The sequence below is a fragment of the Thermomonas mangrovi genome (assembly GCF_028201335.1).
GTDB lineage: Bacteria > Pseudomonadota > Gammaproteobacteria > Xanthomonadales > Xanthomonadaceae > Thermomonas > Thermomonas mangrovi.
In genome coordinates this window covers 457059-482729 of sequence record NZ_JAPEVV010000001.1, presented here as the reverse complement: position 1 = coordinate 482729, position 25671 = coordinate 457059, and the positions used below count along the sequence as shown (strand labels likewise).

The window sequence follows — 25671 nt, the reverse complement described above, 5'->3', positions numbered from 1 at the left end:
CCCAAAGAAATCGGGCCCCGCAGGGCCCGATCACTGTCACGCACCCCCTGGTGTCGCCGCTCCCCTGACGGCGCAGCCCGGGATCAGGCGACCTTGCCGCTACCGCCGTCCGCGTCATTGGCGGCGCGCAGCCGCTTCACGCTGGACTTGCCCTTGTTGAAGCGGGCGGACAAGCCCGCGCGCAACGCGCTCAGGCCCTGGCTCTTGCCGGAGACCTTCAGCAGTCCGTAGGCCTCCAGTGCCGCGGCCATCACGTCGCTGCCCAGCAGGGTTTCCGTGTCCTGCATGCGTTCCAGCAAGGCCTGCATGCGCTGGCGGCGGGGCCGCAACACGTCCAGTGCCGCCAGATCCGCCTGCGCGGCCGGCAGGCCCAGGCTGGGGTTCACGATCTGCGGGTTCTGGGCCATCACCGTCAGGGTCTGGCGGCAGAACGCCTCGGACTTGTCGCCCATCTTCGGCAGGCGCTTGCGGTCCTCCGGTTCCAGGGCGACCAATTCGGTCAGGGCGGTTTCCAGGGCGACCAGCGCGTTGTCGATGGCGGTCAGCTTGGCGGTGGGCAGGGTCAGGGTGATTCGATCGAGTGCCATTGCGGAGTTACCTCGCTGTTTAGGGGATGAACGTCATACCGACAACAAGATGTAGTGGTGTCGGCGTATTCACCGTAGGTCCCTAAAAATGCAGTGTCAACGCTGAAATGTGACCGATGCAGCTTGCGCACGATGTTCCACGGATGCTAGGCCTTTGCAGCCCGCATGGCGTCGCGTTTTCCGGGAGACGGTCACTTGCACTGCGTTCTCGTGGAACATCCTCATGCGCGCTTGTCGACGTCTCAGAGGCTGAGACCACGCGCGGAAGCAGCGCGACGCATGGCGCGCAAACAACCGAATCCTGTCCTACACGCCGGCAGAGCGTGCGCAGGCGCGCGCGCCAACAACCTGCACGTTTAGCAAGGCCGCTGGACCGAAATGGGTTACCGCGCCGGAGTCACCCGGCCCCACTCGCGCTACTTAGCGGCAGTCGCTTTGCGGATGAGGCGGTTCTGGCGCTCGGTTGCCTTGCGGAGGACTTCGCCATACACGCGCTTCTTCTCCTGCGACGAGGCGTTGCGGATGAACTCCGAAAACGCGCTCGAGCCGGTGGCTTTGGGCTTGAAGAGGAAGCGGATCATGCGGGCAATCTAGATCATCACCGGCGAGAGCATGAAGCTTATCCCTTCCCTCGCAGCCACCGCCGCAAGTCATCCGCCGTGGCGATCACGCGCGGATTAGTGCGCAAGGCGGGATCTTTCTCGTGATCCGCGTAGCCCGTCGGCTCACCGGTCGCGGCGCTGACCACCCAGGAATTGCGCGGCGTGCGCGGGTGTCGCCCCATCACCGACCGGGCCACGCCGCCGACCAGGCCAGCCAGCGCACCGTAGGTCGCGCGCTGCCGGTGGCGGGCCAGGTGCTCGATGATCGCGTCGATGTCGGGTGGCGGGGTGGTCATGGTGTGCTTTTCCGTGGCGATGCGTCCCCTTGGCTCACATCTCCGGCGTACCGTGTTCGATCACCCGGATCGCCTCGTCGGCCCGCCGCTGCGATTCGCGGATTTCCTCGGGTGTTGGCTCGCGGCCCACCGGCGCAGCCGTCGTGGTGGCCTGTGTCGATGGCATCGGCCTCGGGCTGCCGACCGTGACCACGCCCACGGATTGCGGGCTGGCCGGCCGATGCGCCGCATCGCGCAGGCGCGAACTCGCAAACTGGATCGCGGCCAGCAGCAGCAAAAAGCCGATCAGCACGAACACCACCTTCGCCAGGATGATCCCCACCCCGGTGCCGATGGCCTGCGCCACCACCCCGCCGCCGCGACGCCCTGCCCGCCCGCGGCCACCCGCGCCATGGCGGATGCGGTCCTCGGCGGCGGACAGCAGGCGTTCGCCGACATGGGTGGCAACGTGGCGGATCGGCGCCGACACCTCCGGCAAGCGCGCCGGCGGCGGCGATACCTCCGGCAACGGCCCGAGCAACGTCCGCAGGTCGTCGCCATCCACCAACTGCAGTTGCGGCTGCTTGGCCGCCGCCTCGATGGCCGCGCGGGTGAACTCGCCGCTGGTGACCAGGACCGCCCCGGTCGCGCGCTCGGTGACCATCAGGCCGATCAGCTGGTGCACCTCGTTGTGCGGTACCTGCTTGGCGTTCCAGTGCTTGCACTGCACCAGCACATACGCTTCGTCCTTGCGCAGCTTCAGGTCGATGCCGCCGTCGAACCGGGCGCGACTGGCGCCGGTGCCGCAGTGCTCCACCCGGTAACCCTGGCCGGCGTAGTAGGCAGCCAGCATCGATTCCAGGCGATCCCAGCCGACCTGGGTCAGCGCATCGCTGCGGCGGTGGCGGACATTCTTGAGTCCTTTCATGGGGCTGGTGTTGGTGTGTGGGTGCGGCCGCTCAGGCCGCAGGCAACGCGCCGATGTATGCGTTCAAGCGGTCTGCGATCTGCCGACGTCGCACCCTGAGGAATTCTGGGTATGCGTGAGTCCCAAGCAAATCGCCGGTCGTCGGGATGCATTGCGCGTCCATCGCAGACTCGCCGGCGCTGTCGAGGTAGGCAGGGAAATACTCCGCCGGCGTCTTGTCGCTGATCTGCCGGTTGGTCTTGCCGGAAATGAACGACAAGTTGGCGATGTCGTCGGCATCGCGGCTGCTGTAGCCGGCGGCACGCAGGACGGCCTTCGGGAAGATGTGATGGAACTGCAATTGATGCTGTGAGCCGTGGTGGTCCAGTGCGATCCGCAGGTGCGACCGCCAATCCTTGGCGCCAGCTTGGTGGAAGGCCAGGAACATGGTCTTGAACAACGCGCTCCGGCTATTGCGTCCTTCCAATTCTTCCGGCGCGATATCCAGCCGACCGAACTGAAGGCGAAGGCGATCGATCAACTCCGTGGCACCACCCTTGTTCTTGAGTGTCGCCAAGTCCTGGTCGAGGATTGTTTCGCTGGAACCGCGGGAGAACCGTCCCTTCGCATTCGCGAGCAATGCCCAATAGCGGAGCTGCGCGGCTTCATTCGGCGTGAGTGCGTAGCCGCGCACATGGCCGAAGTAGCCAAGCACGATCAGCAGGAACGGAGAAGAGAGCAGCGCCGGGCTACTGATGCCAAGGTTGCTCCGGACGAAATTCAGGGCAAAGTGCATGCCCTCTCTCGCTTCCTTCCAAGCCTGCTGGAGGGTGATCAGATCGATGCTGCCCACGCGCAGGAAGCGGGATTGCGCAGTGGCAAAGGCCATTAGGTTCTTGAGATGGATGCCCATCTCCAGCTCGAATCCTTGTCCTGCGCATTCCTGCTGGAACGCCATGAATTCGGCAAGCGAGTTGCGCCACTTGGCGGTGATCTGGGCAAGTGCCAGATCGGAGCTCCGAAGCTTTGCGCCCAGGGAGTTCACACGCACGAAGATCTCGGTCACTTCGTTGTAGCTCATCCCGCTTTCCAGCACGTCCATGCGGTACACGTAGCGCCGCACGTTGCGTAGGCGGGCAAGGCGCTGTGCGTACCTTTCCGCGCGTGGGTCGTCCAGGCTGGTGACGCCGGCCTTACGGAGAAACTCGCGGTCACTGTCGGTCTTGAAGACCTCCGACACCCGAACCCATTGCGGGAGCGCCTCCAACTTCCGCGTGGACACAACGAATGCCATCTTGTTGAGCCGTTGCATCAGCTCGTCGGCGCTGGAGTCCTCGGCGTCCCCCGCTTCCTCGTCGGCGTTCTCGTCCACTTCGGTGACGATGGACAGCTCGTCCGGGTGTTCCAGATTGAACAGGATGTCGATTGGGCGCTGGCGGCCAAGCACTTTGACCGGCTCGCCCCGAATCACGGCCGATAGCGAGGTCAGGCGCTGCTGCCCATCCAGCAGCAACTGGGTGGATTGGTAGGGGTTGGCCTGTTGCGAGACGGCCATGTCCTGCAGAGGGACATGCTCGGTGGTCTCCCACAAGAGGATCGCGCCGGAGGGATAGCCCCGATAGAGGGAATCCAGCAGGTCGCGCACGCGGGGCGAGCGCCAGACGTAGCGCCGTTGCATTTCCGGCAGCCGAAGCCGGCCGCGCTCGATCATCGACACCAATTCTTCTACGGTTGCCTCAGCGCGTGCCATGTGCGTTCCAGGGGATTCTTCGAGTCGCTGTTGGGAAGTCGCAAGATTCGATATCTAAGGCTCAGTCGGGAGAATTCCCCGACTCGACGGCTGGAGTCGCGGCCGCTGAAACCAGATTCGGGAGGTTTAGCGGTGACGCAGAGTGATAGGGCACTCTGCCTGAAGGAACATGCTTTGCCGCAGGATCTAAGTGGAGATCCTGATCGTCGAAGAAAATGTGCGGCCTGAACGCGCGAAGAATTTTGGTCTTATCCACCCCACCCAGAAAAAAGATTTCGTTCACGTAAATTCCCCAATGCCGGAGCGTTTTGATCACGCGCATCTCTGCGGGCGCATTCCGCGCCGTCACGATTGCAATGCGAACGGGAGAGAATTCGACGCTAAACGGGAGGCGATCCTGCAGCCGGGAAAGCTTCCTCAGAAGGGTTGCGTATGGCCCTTCGCCCATCGGGTCGTCCTGCCTCTCGTTCTCCGCACTGTGGAAGGCCGCCATCCCCTCGGTCTTGTAGACAATCTCGCTGAAGTCATCGAAGAGAACCGCGTCGCCGTCGAATGCGATGCGAACCTGATCTTCCCTGAGCTTCACACCTTCGCTGGGAGGCGCTTTTACGACGGCGGCAGCGCAGCCGCGTCCGTCGATGACCTTCTGCGCATCGCCGATATTGGTTGTAAGAAACAGGTCCACATCGTAGGCCTCAAGGTAGTCGACGACCGACTCCCCGCCAGTGAAGGCGTGACGGGAAACCGATAGACCACGAGCCCGGATGTTGTTGAAGACCCGCACGCCAGTTTCAGGGCTGTTGCGCGACATCACCACCACTTCGACGAGCGGCGACTCCCCTTCCTTGCGGTGTTTATTCAGTCCGAGGAGTGCGCGAACCAGCGGCATCCCCGTTCCGTCCTCCAGCGGCTCGTCCTCCCTTTCAAGCATGTACTGCCGATACTCAGCCACTGCCGTGTCGGGATCGTCAGCAAAGTTCTTGCGGAAAACGGAGTCGGCCTCTTTGAGATCGAACAACGCGGTCGCGGAGATGCCAATCACAAGAGTGTCTGATAGGTCTAGTGCCATATATGTCTTGGCCTCTCGATACGTTGTGCAGTCAGCTCAAGGCGCGCCTCACCGCCCCACCCCATACACCCCGCCCTCGCGGGGTTCGGCGCGCCCCAGCGCCACCAGCATGTCCAGCAGTTGCGGCAGGCGCTTCTTCCACGGGCCGCGGGCGGTGAAGCGCGCGGCGATGTCGTCCAAAGACAGCGGCGCGGGGCTGGCGGCCAACACGTCGGCGACGGCACGGACCTGCGCCACGGTGTCCTTGGGCCAGGGGATGGGCCTGTCGGGCGTTCCCCGCTCCCGGCGCTGCGCGCCACTCTCTCCCGCAAGGGGAGAGGGGTTGTCGTCGTCGGTGTCCGCGTCGGCGTGGGCGAAGGCATCGCCCTGCTCCGGCACGGCGTCTGCCGGCGCCTCGGGGCGGGCGTGTTGCGGGTTCTGGAACTCGGGGCGCAGCCAGCGGATGTGGCCGCGGGCTTCTTCGGCGGCGCGTTCGGCGTTCAGGGCCACCAGGCGTTCGAGGATGGCCTCGTCGAAGGCGCGCTTCGCGTCGTCGCGGGTCTGGCCGTCGGCGGGGGCATCGTTTCCGTGGGCCATGCGCAGCAGCGGCAGCAGGTCGGACCAGCCGTAGGCGTCGAGCACGGCGGCGTCGAGGTCGTCGTGCAGTTGGCGCAGCACCGAGACCAGGCCTTGTTCGTGGAGCGTGCGCTCCTTGGCGGTGAGCGGCTCGCCGCTGCGGAGCTTGTCCAGCACGTTGTACATGCCGGTCAGGGTGAGATCGGGGTGGGCGGCCTGTTGGCGTTTGCGGTGGGCGTCGAGGTGTTCGGCTACAGGTGCAATACGCGCATTAACTGGCTCTTTGGGAAATGGGAACGGCTCGAAAATAGTTGAGTTCGTGTAGTGCGGCCGGTCTTCTAGAGTTCCACCTGCGCGGGCTGCCCAGCGGATATGAACTGAAGACGAGAGAACGCCAAGAAGTGTCGAATCTTCCGTAGCAATCGTTACAACATTGCTTTCAGCAAGACTGCCAGCTCCGATAAAACTGAAACAGCGATGCTTCCCAGTTCTATGTGTGGCTATGAAGCGCGGTAGTCCATCAATCGCCCTACGCATTTCGGGTGCATCAGATGCAAATATCCACCATTTCTGCGCCCGCTTCCCCATCCTGTTTTGCAATCTGCCGGGCCTAACGCGATCTAGCACCCATTGGTAGGCTGCTGGACATGCAAGGCTAGCTTCTTCCTCAGTCCGTCCAGTGAAGTCGACGACGTAGCGTCCCCTCTGCGCTTTCGCTAGATCCGTACCTGAAACATATCGACTTGCAACGTTTGCATTGATCGCCGCGACTGTTGTTGCATCGGCATCGTCTTCAGGCAAGAAGAAACCATGACCACCCAGGATCACGCCCATTGCTGAAATGCCACGATTGGCCTTAAGTGGCTCGACCTTGGTGATGTCCGTGCCAACAGAGAGGTTCGAATGAATTCGATTCCTCATCCATTTGATAGTGACCTCGGCACTCCCATCAGTCGCTGCATCTCCCTCCTCAGCAATAACTCCAAGTCGGCCTTGATCATCGCCCATCCTGCCAACCGTCATAGCTATTCGGACAGCAGCTCCATCCGTGGCCTCCACCCACGGGTGGTCTGGGATCGCGAATGAAATCGAAATCCCTCTTTGCATTTGCTGCTCGACTACTGCCCGGTTTTGAACTTGTGTTATCGAATTTGTTGTAATTAGGCCGAAAGACCCCAATTGACCTGACAGAACAAAGGACGCAGCGCGATGCCACCAGAGCATCACGAAGTCTACGTTTCCGGAGATATCTTCCCAGGCCGCACGTAGTGCCTCGACATACCCATCGCCCAGCGCAGTCCGCATCCGCTTGTTGCCGATGAACGGCGGATTCCCCACCACGAAATCCGCCTGCGGCCACGCGGCCTTGCGCGGGTTGACGTAGCGCTCCAGCGGCTTGCGCGCGGTCTCGTCCGGAATCTTCTCGCCGGTGACCGGCGAGAGCTTCATCGTCTCCCCGTCCCAGCGGGTCACCGGCACGCCGGCCGCGTCGGTGACGTATTCCACCCGGTCGTACGCCAGCACCGCGTCGCGGTTCTCGATGTTGCGGAAATCGCGGATCACCGGGACCGGCGGGTTGACGTCGCCGCGGGTGCGGAAGTGCCATTGCAGGTAGCCGATCCACAGCACCACTTCGGCGATGGCGGCGGCGCGCGGGTTGAGCTCGATGCCCAGCAGGTTGTGCGGGTCCACGGTTTCGCCGGCAGCGGCGTCCGCACGCTCGCCGCCCAGGGCCAGGCCGGTCTGGCGGTGGCCCAGGTCGTCCAGCGCGCCCAGCACTTCGCCTTCCAGGCGCTTGAGGTGCTCCAGGGTGACGTAGAGGAAGTTGCCGGAGCCGCAGGCCGGGTCCAGCACGCGGACGGTGCACAGGCGATGGTGGAAGCGGAGCAGTTCGGCCACCGCCTCGTCCTGCTTGGCTTCCGCCACCAGGGTGAACGCCGCGGCCTGGGCATCGCTCCATTCGGCGCGCAGCGGCTCGATCACGGTGGGCAGGACCAGCCGCTCCACGTAGGCGCGCGGCGTGTAGTGGGCGCCCAGCTTGTGCCGGTCCTGCGGGCTGAGCGCGCGCTCCAGCAGGGTGCCGAAGATGGCCGGCTCCACATGCTTCCAGTCGGCGCGGGCGGCCTCGATCAGCAGGTCCACCTGCGCGATGTCCAGCGGCAGGGTGTCGGGTTGCTTGAACAGCTTGCCGTTGAAGCGCAGCACGTCTTCCGCCAGCACCGCGGAAAAGCCGCCGCCGTCCATGTCCTGCCACAACTGCGCCAGCATGCGCATGGCCACGTCGGGGCGCTCGCGGTGGGTGGCCAGCAGGGTGCGGAAGCTGTCGGCCGGCAGCAGGCGCACGTCTTCCGCAAACATGGTGAACAGGCAGCGCATCAGGAACTGCGCCACCGCTTCCGGGGCGTGGCCGGCCTGCTCCAGCGACTTCGCCAGCTCGGCCAGGCGGGCGGCGATCTGGCGGGTGACGCGGGCGGATTCGCGGCTGGGGTCCAGCGCCAGCGGGTCCAGCCAGATGCTGCGCAGGCGCTGGCGGACCGCGGGGTCGCGCAGGTCGTCCAGGGCGATGCGGTGGCTGCGCGGATCGGGGAACGGGACGTAGTTGCCGCCGCTGCGGCTGAACTCGGAAAACACCTCGATGCGGTGGCCCACGTCCACCACCAGCAGGAACGGCGGGCGGCCCTCCACGGCCGGCAGGGCGCGGGCGTAGGCCTGGGCCTGCGAATGCGCGCGCAGCATGGTTTCGTCGAAGCCGCGGGTATGCGCGCCGGCCTTGATCTTCTTGCTTTCCAGCACGAAGGCGCCACGCCGGTACAGGTCCACGCGGCCGGGGCTGGTGCTGCCGTCGGCATGCTGGAAGGTCAGCGGGCGCTCGAACATGTAGTCCTGTTCGGGCGTGGGATGCGGGCGGTCCACGCCCAGCAGCTCGCACAGGTCGATCAGGAAGCTCTGCGAGGTGGACAGCTCGCTGGCCGCCACCCCTTTCCATTTGTCGATGAAGGCCTGCGCGGCCGCCACGTCCGTGTCCGTCATGTCCCCTCCCCCCTCGGAGGCTAACGCACGGGGCCGGATGGCGCATCCGCGTTGCGCCGCCGTGTGACAAATTCCCGCATCGGCGCGCTCACAGCAGCACGGCGACCAGCGCGACCAGGAACAGCAGGCCCACGCCAAGCCCCAGCAGCAGGAGGCAGGCATAGGCGAGGCCCAGGATCACGGACAGGCATCCGGGGGTGTCGTCCAGCACCGGTGCGCCACAGGCGGGACAGGCGGTGGCCAGCGTGGAGACCGGGCGTTCGCAGGACAGGCAGGGCACCAGGGACATGCAGCCCTCGGCGGCGTGGACGGGGCCGCGAGTGGAACGCACGCCCATCGCAGCGGCTGCGACGCACGCGGGGACTCCGTGCATGCCGCTGGTTGCGGCGTGCACGGCACGTTTTCGGGCGTGCACGGCACTTCGAGCGAGGTGCATGCCACTTTTTGGTCCGTGCACGGCACTTTTTCGGGCATGCACGGCACTTGCAGCGAGGTGCATGCGGCAGGCGGCGGGCGTGGATGGCGCTTGCAGCGAGGTGCACGCCGCTTTTTGGGGCGTGCACGGCATTCAAAGCGAGGCGCATGCCGCTTGTTGGGGCGTGGACGGCGCTTGCGGCGAGGTGCGTGGCGGAAATGGAGTCAGCGTGGAGTTTTTCGATGGGGTCTGCGAGCGGCCGTGGCGCACGGGCGAAAAATCCACTCCGACACCATTTCCCGGGCCCTCACCCGCGCCTGCGGCGCGACCTCTCCCGCAGGCGGGAGAGGTGAAAAGCGGCGCGACCTCTCCCGCAGGCGTGATCGCCCCCTCTCCCGCTTGCGGGAGAGGGTTGGGGTGAGGGCGTCGTTTGGCATGTCGCGATGCCCTCACCCGCGCCTGCGGCGCGACCTCTCCCGCAAGCGGGAGAGGTGAAAAGCGGCGCGACCTCGCCCGCAGGCGTGATCGCCCCCTCTCCCGCTTGCGGGAGAGGGCTGGGGTGAGGGCTCACACGCCCGACGGCGTCCAGCTTGCGTTGAGCAGCTTCCAGTCGCCGTCCTGCAGGCGCCAGCCGGTCTGCAGCTGGTAGACCTGCCCCTGCTCCGGCAGCAGGCCGCCGGAGCCGCCGGTGGCGAGCACGCTGAAGCGGGCGATGGCCTCGCCCTCGCCGCGCAGTTCCACCGTCACCGGGCCGAGCCGCGCATCGATCTCGCGATGGCGCAGGAACACGCCGGCCGCAAGTTGCTTCGCGCCGCGCCGGTCCATGCCCTCGTTGCCGATGAAGTCCTCGGCCAGGAGATCCTCCACCGCGCCGGCGTCGCGGGCATCGATGGCCTGTTGCAACGCATCCACTTGCGCACGCACGGCCTGTTCCGGATCGCTGCGCGAACAGGCGGACACCACGAGCAACAGGCCCATGCAGGCCAGCCTGCCGATCACCTGGAACCCGCGGAATTGCTGCATTGCGGCATGCCTCGACGACGCGGCGGATCGCCTTGTCAGTCATTGGAGCCTATGCTCAAATCGGGTGCAATCCATACGCCGCCGCATTCGCGCGGCGCCACGCACGCAGGGGAAATGCGCATGAGTTCCGAACGTCCTTGGTTGGCCCACTACCCCGCCGGCGTGCCTGCCGAGATCGACCTGAACGAGTTCTCCGCGATCCCCGACGTGTTCGAGGCCGCGCTGGCGAAGTTCGCCGGCAAGACCGCGTTCTCGAACATGGGCAAGTCGATCACCTACAGCGACCTGGACCGGATGAGCCGCGACTTCGCCGGCTACCTGCTGGGCGAGCTCAAGCTCAAGAAGGGCGATCGCGTCGCGATCATGATGCCCAACTGCCTGCAGTACCCGATCGCGATCCTGGGCGTGCTGCGCGCCGGCCTGACCGTGGTCAACACCAACCCGATGTACACCGCCCGCGAGCTCAAGCACCAGCTGGCCGACTCCGGCGCCAGCGTGCTGCTGGTGATGGACAATTTCGGCAACGTGGCGCAGGACGTGCTGGCGCAGATGCCGGGCGTGCGCGCCATCACCACCGGCCTCGGCGACCTGCTGGGCTTCCCCAAAGGGGCGATCGTCAACTTCGTGCTGAAGCACGTGAAGAAGATGGTGCCCGACTACGACATCCCGGGCGCGGTGCGCTTCCGCGACACCCTGACCCTCGGCCGCATGCACACCCTGCCAAAGGTCGCCATCGGCCCCGAGGACCTGGCCTTCCTGCAATACACCGGCGGCACCACCGGCGTGTCCAAGGGCGCGATGCTGACCCACCGCAACCTGATCGCCAACATGCAGCAGGCCGCGGCCTGGGTGGGCGGCAACGCGAAGATGGGCGAGGAAGTCATCATCACCGCGTTGCCGCTGTACCACATCTTCGCGCTCACCGCGAACTGCCTGGTGTTCATGAAGTTCGGCGCGCACAACCACCTGATCACCAACCCGCGCGACATGCCGGGCTTCGTGAAGGAACTGAAGTCGGTGCCGTTCACCGCGATCACCGGCGTCAACACGCTGTTCAACGGCCTGCTCAACACGCCCGGCTTCGACCAGGTGGATTTCTCCCGGCTGCACCTCACCCTGGGCGGCGGCATGGCGGTGCAACGCGCCGTGGCCGACAAGTGGAAGCAGGTCACCGGCTGCACCTTGGCCGAGGCCTACGGCCTGACCGAGACCTCGCCCGCGGTCTGCATCAATCCGCTGGACCTGCGCGAGTACAACGGCTCGATCGGCCTGCCGGTGCCGTCCACCGAGGTCTGCATCAAGGACGACGACGGCCACCTGGTCGCGGGCGGCGAGGTCGGCGAGTTGTGCGTGCGCGGCCCGCAGGTGATGCGCGGCTACTGGCAGCGCCCGGAGGAGACCGCCAAGGTCATCGATGCCGATGGCTGGCTGCATACCGGCGACATGGCGCGGGTCGATGCGCAGGGTTACTTCTACATCGTCGACCGCAAGAAGGACATGATCCTGGTGTCCGGCTTCAACGTGTACCCGAACGAGGTCGAGGACGTGATCGCGATGATGCCGGGCGTGCTGGAAGTCGCCGCGATCGGCGTGCCCGACGACAAGTCCGGCGAGGCGGTGAAGGTGTTCGTGGTCAAGAAGGACCCGGCGCTGTCCGCGGATGCGATCAAGGCCTTCTGCCGCGAGAACATGACCGGCTACAAGCAGCCCAAGCACGTCGAGTTCCGCGAGGAACTGCCGAAGAGCAACGTCGGCAAGATCCTGCGCAAGGAACTGCGGGACCCGCCCAAGGCGGCGTGATCGCGGCGTGAGGGCCGCGTGACCCAAGGCGCCGGGCGCGGGATGGACCGCTCCCGGCGCCTTGCGCTTTGGGCGTTTTGGGCGCATACAGGCCCGCACGGGTCCTTGTCCCCTGTCCTATGACCGCCGGCAGGCCCGGGCCGGCGGCTATCGCCCGGAGCGCTGCCATGGTCACCATCGAGAAACTGTCCCCCGTCCCCCGCTACACCACCCTGCGTGTCACCGAGAACGCCGACGCCAGCGTGCACTGGTGTCACATGCACGCCGACCTGGCGCGTGCGCCGGGGCGTGCCTGCTTCAAGCCGGCGCTGGTCAACGAAATCCTGCAGTACCAGTGGAGCCTGGCCGACCGCCTGCGCCGCGAACGCAGCAACGGCGACGATCCCCTGCGCCACGTGGTGCTGGCCTCCGACTGCGATGCCTTCAACCTGGGCGGCGACCTCGAATACTTCTGCGATGCGATCCGCCGCCAGGACCGCCACGCGCTGCTGACCTACGCGCGCCAGTGCGTGCGCGGCGTGCATGCCTTCCACACCGGGCTGGATGCCGGCGCGCACAGCATCGCGCTGGTCCAGGGCGACGCGCTGGGCGGCGGCTTCGAGGCCGCGCTGAGCTGCCACACCATCGTGGCCGAGGAAGGCGTTGGCATGGGCCTGCCCGAAGTGCTGTTCGACCTGTTCCCGGGCATGGGCGCCTACTCTTTCCTGTGCAAGCGCATCCCGCCGCACCAGGCCGAGAAGATGATGCTCAGCGGCGACGTCTATGCCAGCGAAGACCTCTACAAGATGGGCCTGGTGGACGTGCTCGCCCCGCGCGGCCAGGGCCAGCAGGCGGTCGACGAGGTGATCCGCGCCAACCGCCGCATTCCGCATGCACGCGCGGCCATGCACCGCGTGCGCGCGATGTCGCAGCCGGTGACCCTGGAGGAGATGATGGGGATCACCGAGGTCTGGGTGGACACCGCGATGCAGCTGGGCGAGAAGCCGCTGCGCACGATGGAACGCCTGGTCCGCGCGCAGTACAAGCGCCACGCCGAGCCGAACGCCGCGACCGCCTGATCGCGGCTCAGTTGCGCTCCTCGCGCGCGGGCTGCCAGCGGCCGCGCGCAGCGAGCGCCTGCTCGCCGGCGCGCAGGCGCTCGGCCAGCGTATCCGCGTGGCGGGCCCAGTCCCGCCCGAGTTCCAGCCCGGTCATCTTCATCAGCATGCCGCTGTGCGCGGCCAGCTGGACCAGGCCCATGTTGCCGGCGATGCCCTTGAGCGCATGCGCCTGCTCGCGCAGTTGCTCCCAGTCGGACGCGCCTGCCGCGATCCGCAACCGCTGGACCGCGACCCGTGCATCGGCCACGCACTGGCCGACGAACTCGGCTTCGAACTCGGCCCCCATGCCCAGCGAGGCGAATTCGTCCAGCACCGCGGGATCCAGGATCTCGCTGGTGGGCGGGATGGCGGCATGCGCGCGCGCATCCTCCACCATCGGCAAGGTGCTGGTGCCGGCGGCGATGTCGGCGATGACGTCGAGCAGGCGCGCCACCACGAACGGCTTGGTGAGGAAGGCACGCGCGCCGGCGCTGGTGCAGGCCTGGACCGCCTCGGGCGTGGCATCGGCGCTGAGCACCACCACCGGGGTGCGGCGCGGGCTGCCTGCCTCCATCACCCGCAACTGCCGGATCAGGTCGACGCCGCTGAGCCCGGGCATGTGCAGGTCGACCAGCGCCAGGTCGAACTCGCTGGCGGCCAGGGCGTCGAGCGCGGCCTCGCCGTCGTCGGCGACGAACACGCGGTGCCCGGCCTTCTGCAGCACGCCCTGCAACACCATCCGGTTGGCCGCGTGGTCGTCGGCGACCAGGGTGCGCAACGGGCGGACCCGTGCGCGATGGCGCAGGAACGGATCGCTGAAGGCGATGACATTGCGCGCGGCCTCGCTTGGCGGCATCGGCTCGAGCCGGGACGCGCCCTGCTCCGCGGGCACGCTGGCCGAGACCTCGGCGGCCACGAGCTCGAACGGCAGCTCCACCCAGAACCGGCTGCCCGCGTGTTCCCGGCTTTCGAATCCGATCGAGCCGCCCATCGCCTCGGTCAGGCCCTTGGCGATGGTCGTCCCCAGGCCGCTGCCCGCGTGCTTGCGCGACAGGCTATTGTCGGCCTGCTCGAAGGCCTCGAACAACTTCGCCCGCGCCGAGGCCGGGATGCCGACGCCGGTATCGGTCACGGTGAAGCGCAACCGCTGGCTGCCCCCTTGCGGGCTGCCGTTGGCGGCGATCTCCAGCCGCACTTCGCCGGTCGGGGTGAACTTGATCGCATTGCTCAGCAGGTTCACCAGCACCTGCCGCAAATGGCCGGCGTCGCCGCGCAGCCGGTCCGGGACCGCGGCATCGACCTCGACCACGTAGTCGAGCTGCTTGGCCCGCGCCTGCGGGCGCATCACCAGGTCGATCTCGGCCAGCAGGTCGCGCAGCGCGAATGCCTCCTGCTTGAGCTTGAGCTTGCCGGCCTCGATCGCGGAGATGTCCAGCACGTCCTCGACCAGCGACAGCAGCGAACGCGATGCCGCCTGCAGGGTCTCGACGTAACCGCGCTGTTCGGGATCCAGGCGCGTGCTGGCGAGGAGCTCCGACATGCCGGACAGGCCGTTGAGCGGCGTGCGGAATTCGTGGCTCATGTTGGCGAGGAACCGGCTCTTGGCCAGGTTCGCGCGGCGTGCGTCCTCGATCGCGTGGGTCAAGGCCTTCAGCAGCGAGGCGAAGTACAACGGCACCGCGATGAGCCCCAGCAGCAGGCCCCAGGACAGGTAGGGGTTCTGCAGCCAGTACGGCGTGGTCCGCATCATCAGCGCGAACGACAGCGCCGCCAACGCGGTGCCGCTGTACAGGTAGCGCGGCCCGTAGCGCATGCCGTTGCCGATGGTCACCCAGAGGTAAACCGCGTACAGCGGCGAGGCGGATTCGCCCTGCAGGTACATCACCCCGCCCATGGCGCTGTAGTCGAGCAGCATGCCGATCCAGCGACGGACGTCGGACGGTGCCGGCGATGCCAGGATCGCGCCCAGCAGGCCGAGCGCGCCCGCCAACTCGCCGATCAGGATCAGCCAGGTCGCGAACAGCGCCGGGTTGCGGTTGCCGTCGCTGACCTCCCACCCGAGGTAGGCCGAGAACAGCGCGGTGATCGCGATGCGGACGAAGACCTGCGCGTGTTCGCTGTCCGCGCGGCCGCGCAGGCGCGAACGAAGCCAATGCAGCCCCCGCATCACCGGCTCAACGCCACTCGGGGTGCGCGGCCACGTGCGAGTAGCGGTCGCAGATGTCGTAGACGCGCGGCAGGTTGTCCATCAGCGCGGCCACGCAGCGCGGGTCCAGCATCCGCCCGCTCTGCTCGCCGATGTATTCGACCGCGCGACCGATGCTCCAGGCTTCCTTGTACGGACGCGGCGAAATCAACGCATCGAAGATGTCGGCGACGGTGACGATCCGCGCCTCCAGCGGGATGTCCTCGCCGGCCAGGCCATCCGGGTAACCCAGGCCGTCGTAGCGTTCATGGTGGCGCAGCGCGATCTGCGCGCCGACCTGGATGAAGCGGTTCTGGCTGTCCTGCAGCAGCTGGTAGCCGATCCGCGGGTGCTGCTTCATCCGTTCGCGTTCCTGCTCGTCCAGTGGGCCGGGCTTCATCAGCAACGAGTCGGGGATGGCGATCTTGCCGATGTCGTGGAGCGGCGCGGCCAGTTCGATGGTGCGGACCTGGTCCTCGGGCAGGCCCATCGCCTCGGCGATGAGGCCGGCGATGTGCGACATGCGCTCGAGGTAGGCGCTGGTGCCGGCGTCGCGGAACTCGATCGCCCGCGCCAGCCGCGACAGGGTCTCGCGCTCGCGCTCCTCGACCTCGTGCATGCTGGCCAGCAGGCGTTGCTCCAGCGACAGCGCCCGCTGCTTGACCGACTCCGACTGCTGGCGCAGCTGCAGCAGGTTGCGGCAACGCGCGCGCAGTTCGCGCGGGCGGATCGGCTTGACCAGGAAATCGATGACGCCGGCATCCAGCGCGGCCTGCCGCACCGGCTCATCGCCGACGACGGTGACCAGCACGATCGGCACGTCGCGGTTGCGCAACGGCTGGCGGAAGGCCTTGGCGAGCTCCAGCCCGTCCATGCCCGGCATCCGGTAATCGAGCAGCAGCAGGTCGGGCCGGTTGTCGTTGCACCAATCCAGCGCGACGCCCGGGTCGCCGAAGTCGTGCACGTCCAGTTGCGGTCCGATGTCCTGCACGATGTGCCGCAGCATCGTGCGCGCGGATGCCTGGTCGTCGACGATCACGATATCCATGCGTCGTTCCCCCTGTCCGACCCTCTGAGCAGGCCACCTGTCGGGGCATCCTGTGCGCAAAGCGCCATCATGGCAAGTACCGTCGGCATGGCGAGCGTCGCATGCCGCACGTCATGCCGTTCATCCCCGGAACGCAGGCCAGCGCAAGAAGAGGCCACCCGCCTCAGCCCGCGTGCGCGGGCCGCATGTACGGGAACAGCAAGACGTCGCGGATCGACGACGACCCGGTCAGCAGCATCACCAACCGGTCGATGCCGACGCCGAGCCCGCCGGTCGGCGGCAGCCCGACCTCGAGCGCGCGGATGTAGTCGGCGTCGAAGTGCATGGCCTCGTCGTCGCCGCCCTCCTTCGCCTCGACCTGGGCGCGGAAGCGCGCGGCCTGGTCCTCGGGGTCGTTGAGCTCGGAGAAGCCGTTGGCTAGCTCCTTGCCGCCGATGAACAGCTCGAAGCGGTCGGTGATGCCGGGCTCGCTGTCGGACTCGCGCGCCAGCGGGCTGACTTCCACCGGGTAATGCGTGATGAAGGTCGGCTGGATGAGCCCGGTCTCGACGGTCTTCTCGAAGATTTCCAGCAGCAGCTTGCCCCAGCCGTAGCCCGGCTTCACCGGGACCTTCAGGCGCGCGCAATGCGCGGCCAGCGCGTCGCGGTCGCGGCAGTCGGCCACCGAGATCTCCGGGTTCAGCGCACGCACCGCTTCCTCCAGCTTCCAGCGGCGGAACGCGGGCGCCAGGTCGATCGCCTCGCCGTCCCATTCGAAGCGGGTGCGGCCCATCGCGGCGAGGGCGACGTCGCGGATCAGCCCCTCGGTCAGGTCCATGACGTCGGTGTACGTGGCGTAGGCCTCGTACAGCTCGAGCATGGTGAATTCGGGGTTGTGGCGGGTGGAGACGCCTTCGTTGCGGAAGTTGCGGTTGATCTCGTAGACGCGCTCCATGCCGCCGACCACCAGCCGCTTGAGGTACAGCTCGGGCGCGACGCGCAGGAACAGGTCGAGGTCCAGTGCGTTGTGGTGGGTGGTGAACGGGCGCGCGGTGGCGCCGCCGGCGATGTAATGCATCATCGGCGTCTCCACTTCCAGGAAACGGCGGCCGTCCAGCCAGCTGCGGATCGCCGAAACGATGCGCGAGCGCGCGATGAACACCTCGCGCGCCTCGGGGGTGACGATCAGGTCGACGTAGCGCTGGCGGTAGCGCTGCTCGACGTCGGCCAGGCCGTGGAACTTGTCCGGCAAGGGCCGCAGCGACTTCACCAGCAGGCGCAGCGAGGCCACCTTGACCGACAGCTCGCCGGTGCGGGTGCGCATCAGCGTACCCTGCGCGGCCACGATGTCGCCGACGTCCCAGCCCTTGAAGGCCTCGTAGGTGTCGCCCAGCGCGTTCGACTGCAGGAACAGCTGGATGCGCCCGCTCATGTCCTGCACCGTGGCGAACGCGGCCTTGCCCATCACCCGCTTGGCGAGCAGGCGGCCGGCGATGGCGACGCTGCGGCCGGAGGCTTCCAGCGCCTCGCCGGTCCACGCGTCGGCGTCGGCGTATTCGTCCTGCAGGTCGCCGGCGTAGTCGCTGCGGCGCGCGTCGTTCGGGAAGGCGATGCCCTCCGCGCGCAGGGCCGCAAGCTTCGCGCGGCGCTCGGCGACCAGGAAGTTCTCGTCGGGCGGCAGGAGGGTGTCGTCGCTCATGGGATTTGCTCGTCGTTCCGGCGAACGCCGGGATCCAGGTGTGTGTCGGACGGATCGGGAAGGCTGGACCCCGGCTTCCGCCGGGATCGCAGCATCAGGCCGCGTCGCTGCGTTTCGCGCCCGCCTCCAGCCCCGACTTCAGGCTGGCTTCCACGAACTCGTCGAGGTCGCCGTCCAGCACTTTCTGGGTGTCGGAGCGCTCGATCCCGGTGCGCAGGTCCTTGATCCGCGACTGGTCGAGCACGTAGTTGCGGATCTGGCTGCCCCAGCCGATGTCGGACTTGGTGGCTTCCAGCGCGTCGCGCTCGGCGTTGCGCTTCTGGATCTCCATCTCGTACAGCTTGGCCTTCAGCATCTTCATCGCGGTGTCGCGGTTCTGGTGCTGGCTGCGGCCGTTCTGGCAGGCCACCACGATCCCGCTGGGCACGTGGGTGATGCGCACCGCCGATTCGGTCTTGTTGACGTGCTGGCCGCCCGCGCCCGAGGACCGGTAGACGTCGGTCTTGAGGTCTGCCGGGTTGATTTCGATGTCGATGTCGTCCTCGACTTCCGGCGACACGAACACGCTGGTGAAGCTGGTGTGGCGGCGGTTGTCGGAGTCGAACGGCGACTTGCGCACCAGCCGGTGCACGCCGATCTCGGTCTTCAACCAGCCGTAGGCGTAGTCGCCCTCCACCCGGAACGTGGCCGACTTGATGCCGGCGACGTCGCCGCCGCTGACTTCCATCAGCTCGGTCTTCCACCCGCGCGATTCCGCCCAGCGCAGGTACATGCGCAGCAGCATCTCGGCCCAGTCCTGCGCCTCGGTGCCGCCGGCGCCGGCCTGGATGTCGACGAAGGCGTTGGCGCCGTCCATCTTGCCGGAGAACATCCGCTGGAACTCGATCTGGCCGACGCCCTTGTCGAAGCGGTCGACGTCGGCGACCACCGCCAGCGCGGTCTCCTCGTCGTCCTCCATTTCGGCGAGTTCCAGCAGTTCCAGCGCGCCGGACAGGCCGTCCTTCAGGTCGCGGATGCCGTTGACGGTCTTGTCCAGCATCGACCGTTCGCGCCCCAGCGCCTGCGCGCGCTCGGGGTTGTTCCAGACATCGGGGTGTTCCAGTTCTCGTTCGACTTCTTCCAGGCGCTCGCGCTTGGCGTCGTAGTCAAAGAAACCCCCGGAGCGCATCGAGCCGGCCGGTCAGGTCGGCGATGCGGGCTCGGATGGGATTGAGCTCGATCATGAGGGAAAGTGCGGCGGAAAAGGCCGTGGAGTTTAGCAGTTGCCGCCATCCACGGCCGATTCCAGGTGCACGATCACCAGCTGGATAGCGTCGCCGCCGCGGTAGTCGTCCGGCGCCAGCCGATACGCGATGCGCACGCGGGACGGTGGCGCCGCGCCGGCCCAACCGCTGAAGTGGATCGCATCGAGGCGCATCTTGCCGACGTCCGGGGCCGACGGGGCAAGTTCCAGCTTGAGGTGGCGCTCGCCGATCTTGCGCCAGCGCAGCACGTCGAACACGCCGTCGAACACGGGCTCCGGATAGGCCTGGCCCCAGTGGCCGCCATCGCGCAGGGCGATCGCGGTGCCGATGGCGAACTCGTGGGCCTGCAGCGCGCCGTCGCTGAGCAGCTCCTGTTGTAGCAGGGCCGGGTCCAGCATGGCTTCGGTCGCGGCGCGCACGGCGATGTCGAACGCGGGCAGGCGCTCGCGGGCCAGGGTGAGCCCGGCCGCCATTGCGTGCCCGCCGAAGCGCAGGACAAGCCCCGGATGCGCGGCATCGACCCGCGCGATGAGGTCGCGGATGTGCAGGCCGGGGATCGAGCGTGCGGAGCCGCGCAGCTCGCCGCTGCCGGGTTGCGCCGGGGCGAACACGAAGGCCGGGCGATGCACGCGTTGCGCAATGCGCGAGGCCACCAGGCCGACCACGCCGGCATGCCAGGTAGGGTCATGGAGGACCAGCACCGGCGGCAGGATCTCCGGCGAGGGCAGACGGGCGAGCACGGCTTCCGCGTCGTCGGTGGTCTGTTGCTGCAGCTCGCGACGTTCGCGGTTGATCGCGTCCAGCGTCGCGGCGAGCACGCGGGCGCGGCTGATGTCGTCCTCCAGCAGGCAGGCGATGCCCAGCGCCATGTCTTCCAGCCGCCCGGCTGCATTGATCCGCGGGCCGATGCCGAAGCCGATGTCGCTGGTGGTCAGCGTCGCCTCGTGGCGACCGGCGACCTCGACCAGCGCGCGCAGGCCGGCGCAGCCCTGCCCCGCGCGCAGGCGGCGCAGGCCGGCACCGACCAGTGCGCGGTTGGCGGCGTCCAGCGGCACCAGGTCGGCCACGGTGCCCACCGCGACCAGATCGAGCAGTTGGCCGAGGTCCGGGATGCCATCGCCGAAGTGGCCTGCCTCGCGCAGGTGCCGACGCAGCGCCAGCAGGAGGTAAAAGACCACGCCGACGCCAGCCAGCGCGCGGCTGCCGAACGCATGCCCGGGCAGGTTCGGGTTCACGATGGCATCGGCATCCGGCAGGGTGTCGCCGGGCAGGTGGTGGTCGGTGACCAGGACCTGCCAGCCGCGCGCCTTCGCTGCGGCGATCCCGGCGTGGCAGGCGATGCCGTGGTCGACGGTGACCAGCACCTCCGGTCGAAGCGCGTCGAGTTCCTCGACCAGCCCCGGGGTCAGGCCGTAGCCATGCACCGCGCGATTCGGCACCGCGTGCGCCACGTCCGCTGCACCGAGCATGCGCAGCCCGCGCACGCCCACCGCGCAGGCGGTGGCGCCATCGCAATCGAAGTCGGCGACCACCACGATCCGGCGGCCTTCGGCGATCGCAGCAGCGAGGATGGACACGCCCGCTTCGATGCCCGGCATCGCGTCGGGCGCAGGCAGGTCGGCCAGGCGCGGTAGCGCCTCCGCCGGGCCGGTCGCGCCGCGTGCCGCATGCAGGCGCCGCAGCAAGGGGGGATAGTCGGCCGGCCACGCGCCCTCGGGCCCCGGCGCGCGCTGGCGGATGCGCAGCGCAGCGTTCACGCCGGCAAGGCGGCCAGCGGGCGACGCCACACACGCCAGCGCTGTGCGAGGCGCAGGTGGATCACGAGCCCATCGGCGAAATCGAGGACGAGGTCGCAGACGGGCACGCGCGCGACCGCCGACGCAAGCCACGTGCCGACCAGGCGCGCGGGATCGCGCTCGCCACGCAGGTCGACCAGCGCATCGGTGGCAGTGGCGGGATCGCAGCGGGACAGGGCCATGGCCTCCACCTTGGCGATCCGCGCGATGCCGTGCAGCAGGACATCGTCGGAATACAGGGTCGGGGATGCGCTGGCGATGGCCTCGGGCAACACCGCGGCGGCATCGGTGCCCCCGCCCCAGAACCACAGTGCGTTGATCGCCGGCAGGCCCGCGGCGATGCGCGCGGCATTTCGCGGATGGTTGTGCAGGGTCACCTGCGCTTCGCTGGCCAGCAGCCGCCAGCGGCGGGCCTCTGCCCCGCCCGGGATGTGCTCGAACAGGTCGTCGCCCAGCGCGTCGTCCGGTGCGGCGAAGGCCGGCACCACGATCCCGGGGGGCAATCGCAGGTACCAACGCGCCGGATGCGGTGCGTCCAGGTGCAGGCCGTGCTCGGCGAACAGCGGTTGCAACGCGGGCAACAGCGCATCGACGTCGGCCTGCCTTGGCTGCAGCTGTCCGCCGATCCCGAGCAGGCGGGCGCCATTGATGTCGGGACGCACATGTGCGGGGTCGGCGCGCAGCCAGGCGCCATCGCGTGCGTCCGCCGGATCGGTGTCGGCGGCGCGGGTCAGCGCGGCCTCCGCCAGCGGCCCGGGCGACGCATCGAAATGACGGGCGAGTTGCGCGGCATGCCCGGCTTCCGCCCGGCCCAGGTCGCCACGCCCGAGTGCGCGGGCGACGCCGGGTGGCAACGCCTGCCTCCCCAGGCGCGCGGCGGGCGGCAGCAGCAGCGTTAGCCGCGGCACGGCTCAGCCCTGGTACTTCACCGAGACGATGTCGTACTCGCGGGTGCCGCCGGGGGCTTCGATGGTGATCGCATCGCCTTCGTGCTTGCCGATCATGGCGCGCGCCACCGGCGAGGAGATCGCGATCAGGCCCTGCTTGATGTCGGCTTCGAGGTCGCCAACGATCTGGTACGTCTTCTCTTCGTCGGTCTCGCTGTCGGCCAGCACCACGGTGGCGCCGAACACGATCTTGTCGCCGGCATCGAGGGTGGCCACGTCGATCACCTGCGCATGCGAGAGCTCGGCCTCGAGGTGCTTGATGCGTCCCTCGATGAAGCCCTGCTGCTCGCGCGCGGCGTGGTACTCCGCGTTTTCCTTGAGGTCGCCATGCGCGCGGGCCTCGGCGATCGCATTGATCACCGCCGGGCGCTTGACCGACTTCAGTTCCTCGAGTTCCAGGCGCAGGCGGGCGGCGCCCTTCGCGGTGATGGGGGCTCGGCTCATGCAAGTTCCTTGTGCAGTTCCTGCAGCGAGAGCACGTCGCCCGCGCCGCGGTGGTCCAGCGAATGCAGCAATGCGTTCGCGCCGGACACGGTGGTCGAATAGGTGACGCGCTGCTGCAGGGCCTCGCGCCGGATCGAGAAGGAGTCGGCGATCGCCTGCCGTCCCTCGGTGGTGTTGACGATGTAGCTGATCTCGCCGTTCTTGATCAGGTCGACCACGTGCGGTCGGCCCTCGATCACCTTGTTGACGCGCTCGCAGGCGATGCCCTGCGCGCTCAGGTAGTCGGCCGTGCCGCTGGTAGCGACGATCGAGAAGCCGCGCTCGATCATGTAGCGGGCCACCGGCAGCACGCGCGCCTTGTCGGGATCGCGCACCGAGATGAACGCCTTGCCCGGGTTGGGCGCGCGGATGTTCGCGGCTTCCTCGGCGCGCGCGAACGCAGCCTCGAAGCTGCGGCCCACGCCCATTACTTCGCCGGTGGAGCGCATTTCCGGGCCGAGGATCGGGTCCACGCCCTGGAACTTGGCGAACGGGAACACCGCCTCCTTCACCGAGTAGTAGCCCGGCACGATTTCCCTGGTTGCGCCCTGCTCCGCCAGCGTCTTGCCGGCCATGCAGCGCGCGGCGATCTTCGCCAGCGGCTGGCCGATCGCCTTGGACACGAACGGCACCGTGCGGCTCGCGCGCGGGTTGACTTCCAGCAGGTAGATCACGTCCTCGCCATCGTCGCTGGTCTGCACCGCGAACTGGGTGTTCATCAGGCCGACCACGTCCAGCGCCTTGGCCAGCGCGACCACCTGCTCGCGCAGCCGGTCCTGGGTGCGCGCGGACAGCGAGTATGGCGGCAGCGAGCAGGAGGAATCGCCGGAATGCACGCCGGCTTCCTCGATGTGCTGCATCACCCCGCCGACCAGCACGCGGCCCTCGCGGTCGGCGATGACGTCGATGTCGACCTCGACCGCGTTGTCGAGGAAGCGATCGAGCAGGACCGGCGAGTCGTGGCTGACCTTGACCGCCTCGCGCATGTAGCGCGCCAGGTCGGCGTCGGCATGCACCACTTCCATCGCCCGGCCGCCCAGCACGTAGCTCGGCCGCACCACCAGCGGGTAGCCGATCTCGCGCGCCAGGTTCAGCGCCTCCTCGGGGCTGCGCGCGGTGCGGTTCGGCGGCTGCAGCAGGCCGAGGTCGTCGACCAGTTTCTGGAAGCGCTCGCGGTCCTCGGCAAGGTCGATCGACTCCGGCGAGGTGCCGATGATCGGCACGCCGTTGGCCTCCAGGGCCTTCGCCAGCTTCAGCGGCGTCTGCCCGCCGTACTGCACGATCACGCCCTGCGGCTTCTCCAGCTCGACGATCTCCAGCACGTCCTCCAGCGTCAGCGGCTCGAAGTACAGGCGGTCGGAGGTGTCGTAGTCGGTGGACACGGTTTCCGGGTTGCAGTTGACCATGATGGTCTCGAACCCGTCCTCGCGCAGCGCCAGCGCGGCGTGCACGCAGCAGTAGTCGAACTCGATGCCCTGCCCGATCCGGTTGGGGCCCCCGCCGAGCACGATGATCTTGCGGCGGTCGCTGGGCGCGGCCTCGCACTCGTCCTCGTAGGTCGAGTACAGGTAGGCGGTGCCGGTGGCGAATTCGGCCGCGCAGCTGTCCACCCGCTTGTACACCGGGCGCACGCCGAAGGCCTTGCGCAGGGCGCGCACCGCGCCCTCGTCGGTGCCGGCCAGCGCGGCGATCCGCGCGTCCGAGAAGCCCTTGCGCTTGAGCGCGCGCAGGCGGCGCGCGTCGAGGCCCTCGAGCCCGCGATAGGACACGTCGACCTCGGCCTCGATCAGCTCCTCGATCTGGTCGAGGAACCACGGGTCCACGAACGACAGCGCATGCACCTCCTCCACCGACATGCCGGCGCGGAACGCGTCGGCGAGGTGGAAGATGCGCTCCGGGCCGGGTTCCTTCACCTCGCGGCGCAGGCGCACCAGGTCGTCCTCGGCGGCGAGGTCGAGGCCGGTGGGGTCGAGCCCGGTCTTGCCGGTCTCCAGCCCGCGCAGCGCCTTCTGCAACGATTCCTGGAAGCAGCGGCCGATCGCCATCACCTCGCCCACCGACTTCATCTGGGTGGTCAGGCGCGCGTCGGCGGCCGGGAACTTCTCGAAGGCGAAGCGCGGGATCTTGGTCACCACGTAGTCGATCGCCGGTTCGAAGCTGGCCGGGGTAAGACCGCCGGTGATCTCGTTCTTCAATTCGTCGAGCGTGTAGCCGACCGCCAGCTTGGCCGCGACCTTGGCGATCGGGAAGCCGGTCGCCTTCGAGGCCAGCGCCGAGGACCGCGACACCCGCGGGTTCATCTCGATCACCACGACGCGCCCGTCCTGGGCATTGATGCCGAACTGCACGTTGCTGCCGCCGGTGTCGACGCCGATCTTGCGCAGCACCGCGATGCTGGCGTCGCGCAGGCGCTGGTATTCCTTGTCGGTCAGGGTCTGCGCCGGGGCGACGGTGATGCTGTCGCCGGTGTGCACGCCCATCGGGTCGAGGTTCTCGATGCTGCAGACGATGATGCAGTTGTCCGCGGTGTCGCGGACCACCTCCATCTCGAACTCCTTCCAGCCGAGCACCGATTCCTCGACCAGCACCTCGCCCACCGGCGACAGGTCGAGGCCGCGCTTGACGATCTCCTCGAACTCTTCCTTGTTGTAGGCGATGCCGCCGCCGCTGCCGCCCAGGGTGAAGCTCGGGCGGATGATGGTCGGGTAGCCGACCCTGGCCTGGATCTCCACCGCCTGCTCGAAGCTGCGCGCCACTTCCGCGCGCGGGCACTCCAGGCCGATATCGGCCATGGCTTGCTTGAACAGCTCGCGGTCCTCGGCCATGCGGATCGCCTCGCGCGAGGCGCCGATCAGCTCCACGCCGTGCTTCTCCAGCACGCCGTGGTCGGCCAGGTCCAGCGCGCAGTTCAGCGCGGTCTGCCCGCCCATCGTCGGCAGCAGCGCGTCGGGCTTTTCCTTGGCGATGATCTTCTCGACCGTATGCCAATTGATCGGCTCGATGTAGACGGCGTCGGCCATCTCCGGGTCGGTCATGATCGTGGCCGGGTTCGAATTCACCAGGACCACCCGGTAGCCCTCGTCGCGCAGGGCCTTGCAGGCCTGCGCGCCGGAATAGTCGAACTCGCAGGCCTGGCCGATCACGATCGGGCCGGCGCCGATGATCAGGACGCTCTTGATGTCGGTGCGCTTCGGCATC

The 25671-nt window shown here is 67.8% G+C and carries 19 protein-coding genes; 2 read left to right on the top strand and 17 right to left on the bottom strand.

The window, feature by feature from the left end:
• Positions 1-83: 83 nt before the first annotated feature.
• From ON759_RS02320 to ON759_RS02280, 9 genes are all read right to left on the bottom strand, one after another.
• Positions 84-587 carry a hypothetical protein gene (locus ON759_RS02320; protein ID WP_271678730.1) on the bottom strand — a complete coding sequence of 168 codons (504 nt, stop codon included), beginning with the start codon at positions 585-587 and terminating at the stop codon, positions 84-86.
• 416 nt (positions 588-1003) lie between these two features.
• Positions 1004-1168: a hypothetical protein gene (locus ON759_RS02315; protein WP_271678729.1), complete on the bottom strand. Its 165-nt coding sequence runs from the start codon at positions 1166-1168 to the stop codon at positions 1004-1006.
• 38 nt (positions 1169-1206) lie between these two features.
• Positions 1207-1485, bottom strand: a complete 279-nt coding sequence (locus ON759_RS02310) for a hypothetical protein (RefSeq protein WP_271678728.1) — start codon at positions 1483-1485, stop codon at positions 1207-1209.
• A gap of 34 nt (positions 1486-1519) precedes the next feature.
• The gene (locus ON759_RS02305; protein WP_271678727.1) at positions 1520-2392 is read right to left on the bottom strand and encodes a restriction endonuclease; all 873 of its coding nucleotides are present in this window, start codon (positions 2390-2392) and stop codon (positions 1520-1522) included.
• Between the two features lie 31 nt (positions 2393-2423).
• Positions 2424-4088 carry a GmrSD restriction endonuclease domain-containing protein gene (locus tag ON759_RS02300; RefSeq protein ID WP_271678726.1) on the bottom strand — a complete coding sequence of 555 codons (1665 nt, stop codon included), beginning with the start codon at positions 4086-4088 and terminating at the stop codon, positions 2424-2426.
• A 94-nt stretch (positions 4089-4182) separates the two neighbouring features.
• A complete protein-coding gene (locus ON759_RS02295) occupies positions 4183-5190 on the bottom strand; it encodes a 5'-nucleotidase (protein WP_271678725.1) in 1008 nt (335 codons plus the stop codon).
• Between the two features lie 48 nt (positions 5191-5238).
• Positions 5239-8775 carry a class I SAM-dependent DNA methyltransferase gene (locus ON759_RS02290; protein ID WP_271678724.1) on the bottom strand — a complete coding sequence of 1179 codons (3537 nt, stop codon included), beginning with the start codon at positions 8773-8775 and terminating at the stop codon, positions 5239-5241.
• An 88-nt stretch (positions 8776-8863) separates the two neighbouring features.
• Complete coding sequence (locus ON759_RS02285) at positions 8864-9064, bottom strand: hypothetical protein (protein WP_271678723.1); 201 nt, start codon at positions 9062-9064, stop codon at positions 8864-8866.
• 693 nt (positions 9065-9757) lie between these two features.
• On the bottom strand, positions 9758-10213 hold the full coding sequence (locus ON759_RS02280) for a YybH family protein (RefSeq protein ID WP_271678722.1): 456 nt from the start codon (positions 10211-10213) through the stop codon (positions 9758-9760).
• Between the two features lie 120 nt (positions 10214-10333).
• Between ON759_RS02280 and ON759_RS02275 the strand changes: the two genes are divergently transcribed.
• Together ON759_RS02275 and ON759_RS02270 are read left to right on the top strand one after the other, a co-directional pair.
• The gene (locus tag ON759_RS02275; RefSeq protein WP_271678721.1) at positions 10334-12013 is read left to right on the top strand and encodes an AMP-binding protein; all 1680 of its coding nucleotides are present in this window, start codon (positions 10334-10336) and stop codon (positions 12011-12013) included.
• A 167-nt stretch (positions 12014-12180) separates the two neighbouring features.
• Positions 12181-13071, top strand: a complete 891-nt coding sequence (locus tag ON759_RS02270; RefSeq protein ID WP_271678720.1) for a crotonase/enoyl-CoA hydratase family protein — start codon at positions 12181-12183, stop codon at positions 13069-13071.
• A 7-nt stretch (positions 13072-13078) separates the two neighbouring features.
• Here ON759_RS02270 and ON759_RS02265 read toward each other — a convergent pair whose 3' ends face one another.
• The 8 genes from ON759_RS02265 to carB form a co-directional block, all read right to left on the bottom strand.
• On the bottom strand, positions 13079-15262 hold the full coding sequence (locus tag ON759_RS02265; RefSeq protein ID WP_271678719.1) for an ATP-binding protein: 2184 nt from the start codon (positions 15260-15262) through the stop codon (positions 13079-13081).
• A gap of 4 nt (positions 15263-15266) precedes the next feature.
• Positions 15267-16325 (bottom strand): response regulator, encoded by a 1059-nt coding sequence (locus ON759_RS02260; protein ID WP_271678718.1) that lies wholly within the window; start codon positions 16323-16325, stop codon positions 15267-15269.
• A 163-nt stretch (positions 16326-16488) separates the two neighbouring features.
• Positions 16489-18003: a lysine--tRNA ligase gene (gene lysS / locus ON759_RS02255; RefSeq protein WP_271678717.1), complete on the bottom strand. Its 1515-nt coding sequence runs from the start codon at positions 18001-18003 to the stop codon at positions 16489-16491.
• 94 nt (positions 18004-18097) lie between these two features.
• Positions 18098-19226 (bottom strand): peptide chain release factor 2 gene (gene prfB / locus ON759_RS02250; protein WP_271678716.1). Its coding sequence is split into 2 segments (ribosomal slippage): positions 18098-19150 and positions 19152-19226, totalling 1128 coding nucleotides; the frame shifts between segments, so codons are not numbered across the junction.
• 32 nt (positions 19227-19258) lie between these two features.
• Positions 19259-21004 (bottom strand): single-stranded-DNA-specific exonuclease RecJ, encoded by a 1746-nt coding sequence (gene recJ, locus ON759_RS02245; protein WP_425608424.1) that lies wholly within the window; start codon positions 21002-21004, stop codon positions 19259-19261.
• Positions 21001-21951 (bottom strand): phosphoglycerate mutase, encoded by a 951-nt coding sequence (locus tag ON759_RS02240; RefSeq protein ID WP_271678715.1) that lies wholly within the window; start codon positions 21949-21951, stop codon positions 21001-21003. The genes recJ and ON759_RS02240 overlap by 4 nt, the downstream gene beginning before the upstream one ends.
• Before the next feature lie 3 nt (positions 21952-21954).
• Complete coding sequence (gene greA / locus ON759_RS02235) at positions 21955-22434, bottom strand: transcription elongation factor GreA (protein ID WP_271678714.1); 480 nt, start codon at positions 22432-22434, stop codon at positions 21955-21957.
• Entirely contained in the window at positions 22431-25670 is a 3240-nt protein-coding gene (gene carB / locus ON759_RS02230; protein WP_271678713.1) for a carbamoyl-phosphate synthase large subunit, read from the bottom strand. Before carB ends, greA begins: the two co-directional genes overlap by 4 nt.
• Position 25671: the final 1 nt, after the last annotated feature.

Excerpts from the sequence above, each read along its gene's own strand:
- greA (WP_271678714.1), bottom strand. The coding sequence starts at position 22,434 with ATGAGCCGAGCCCCCATCACCGCGAAGGGCGCCGCCCGCCTGCGCCTG.
- ON759_RS02315 (WP_271678729.1), bottom strand. The coding sequence starts at position 1,168 with ATGATCCGCTTCCTCTTCAAGCCCAAAGCCACCGGCTCGAGCGCGTTT.
- ON759_RS02270 (WP_271678720.1), top strand. The coding sequence starts at position 12,181 with ATGGTCACCATCGAGAAACTGTCCCCCGTCCCCCGCTACACCACCCTG.
- ON759_RS02285 (WP_271678723.1), bottom strand. The coding sequence starts at position 9,064 with ATGTCCCTGGTGCCCTGCCTGTCCTGCGAACGCCCGGTCTCCACGCTG.
- ON759_RS02310 (WP_271678728.1), bottom strand. The coding sequence starts at position 1,485 with ATGACCACCCCGCCACCCGACATCGACGCGATCATCGAGCACCTGGCC.
- ON759_RS02260 (WP_271678718.1), bottom strand. The coding sequence starts at position 16,325 with ATGGATATCGTGATCGTCGACGACCAGGCATCCGCGCGCACGATGCTG.
- ON759_RS02295 (WP_271678725.1), bottom strand. The coding sequence starts at position 5,190 with ATGGCACTAGACCTATCAGACACTCTTGTGATTGGCATCTCCGCGACC.
- ON759_RS02280 (WP_271678722.1), bottom strand. The coding sequence starts at position 10,213 with ATGCAGCAATTCCGCGGGTTCCAGGTGATCGGCAGGCTGGCCTGCATG.
- ON759_RS02320 (WP_271678730.1), bottom strand. The coding sequence starts at position 587 with ATGGCACTCGATCGAATCACCCTGACCCTGCCCACCGCCAAGCTGACC.
- ON759_RS02275 (WP_271678721.1), top strand. The coding sequence starts at position 10,334 with ATGAGTTCCGAACGTCCTTGGTTGGCCCACTACCCCGCCGGCGTGCCT.
- carB (WP_271678713.1), bottom strand. The coding sequence starts at position 25,670 with ATGCCGAAGCGCACCGACATCAAGAGCGTCCTGATCATCGGCGCCGGC.
- lysS (WP_271678717.1), bottom strand. The coding sequence starts at position 18,003 with ATGAGCGACGACACCCTCCTGCCGCCCGACGAGAACTTCCTGGTCGCC.
- ON759_RS02290 (WP_271678724.1), bottom strand. The coding sequence starts at position 8,775 with ATGACGGACACGGACGTGGCGGCCGCGCAGGCCTTCATCGACAAATGG.
- ON759_RS02305 (WP_271678727.1), bottom strand. The coding sequence starts at position 2,392 with ATGAAAGGACTCAAGAATGTCCGCCACCGCCGCAGCGATGCGCTGACC.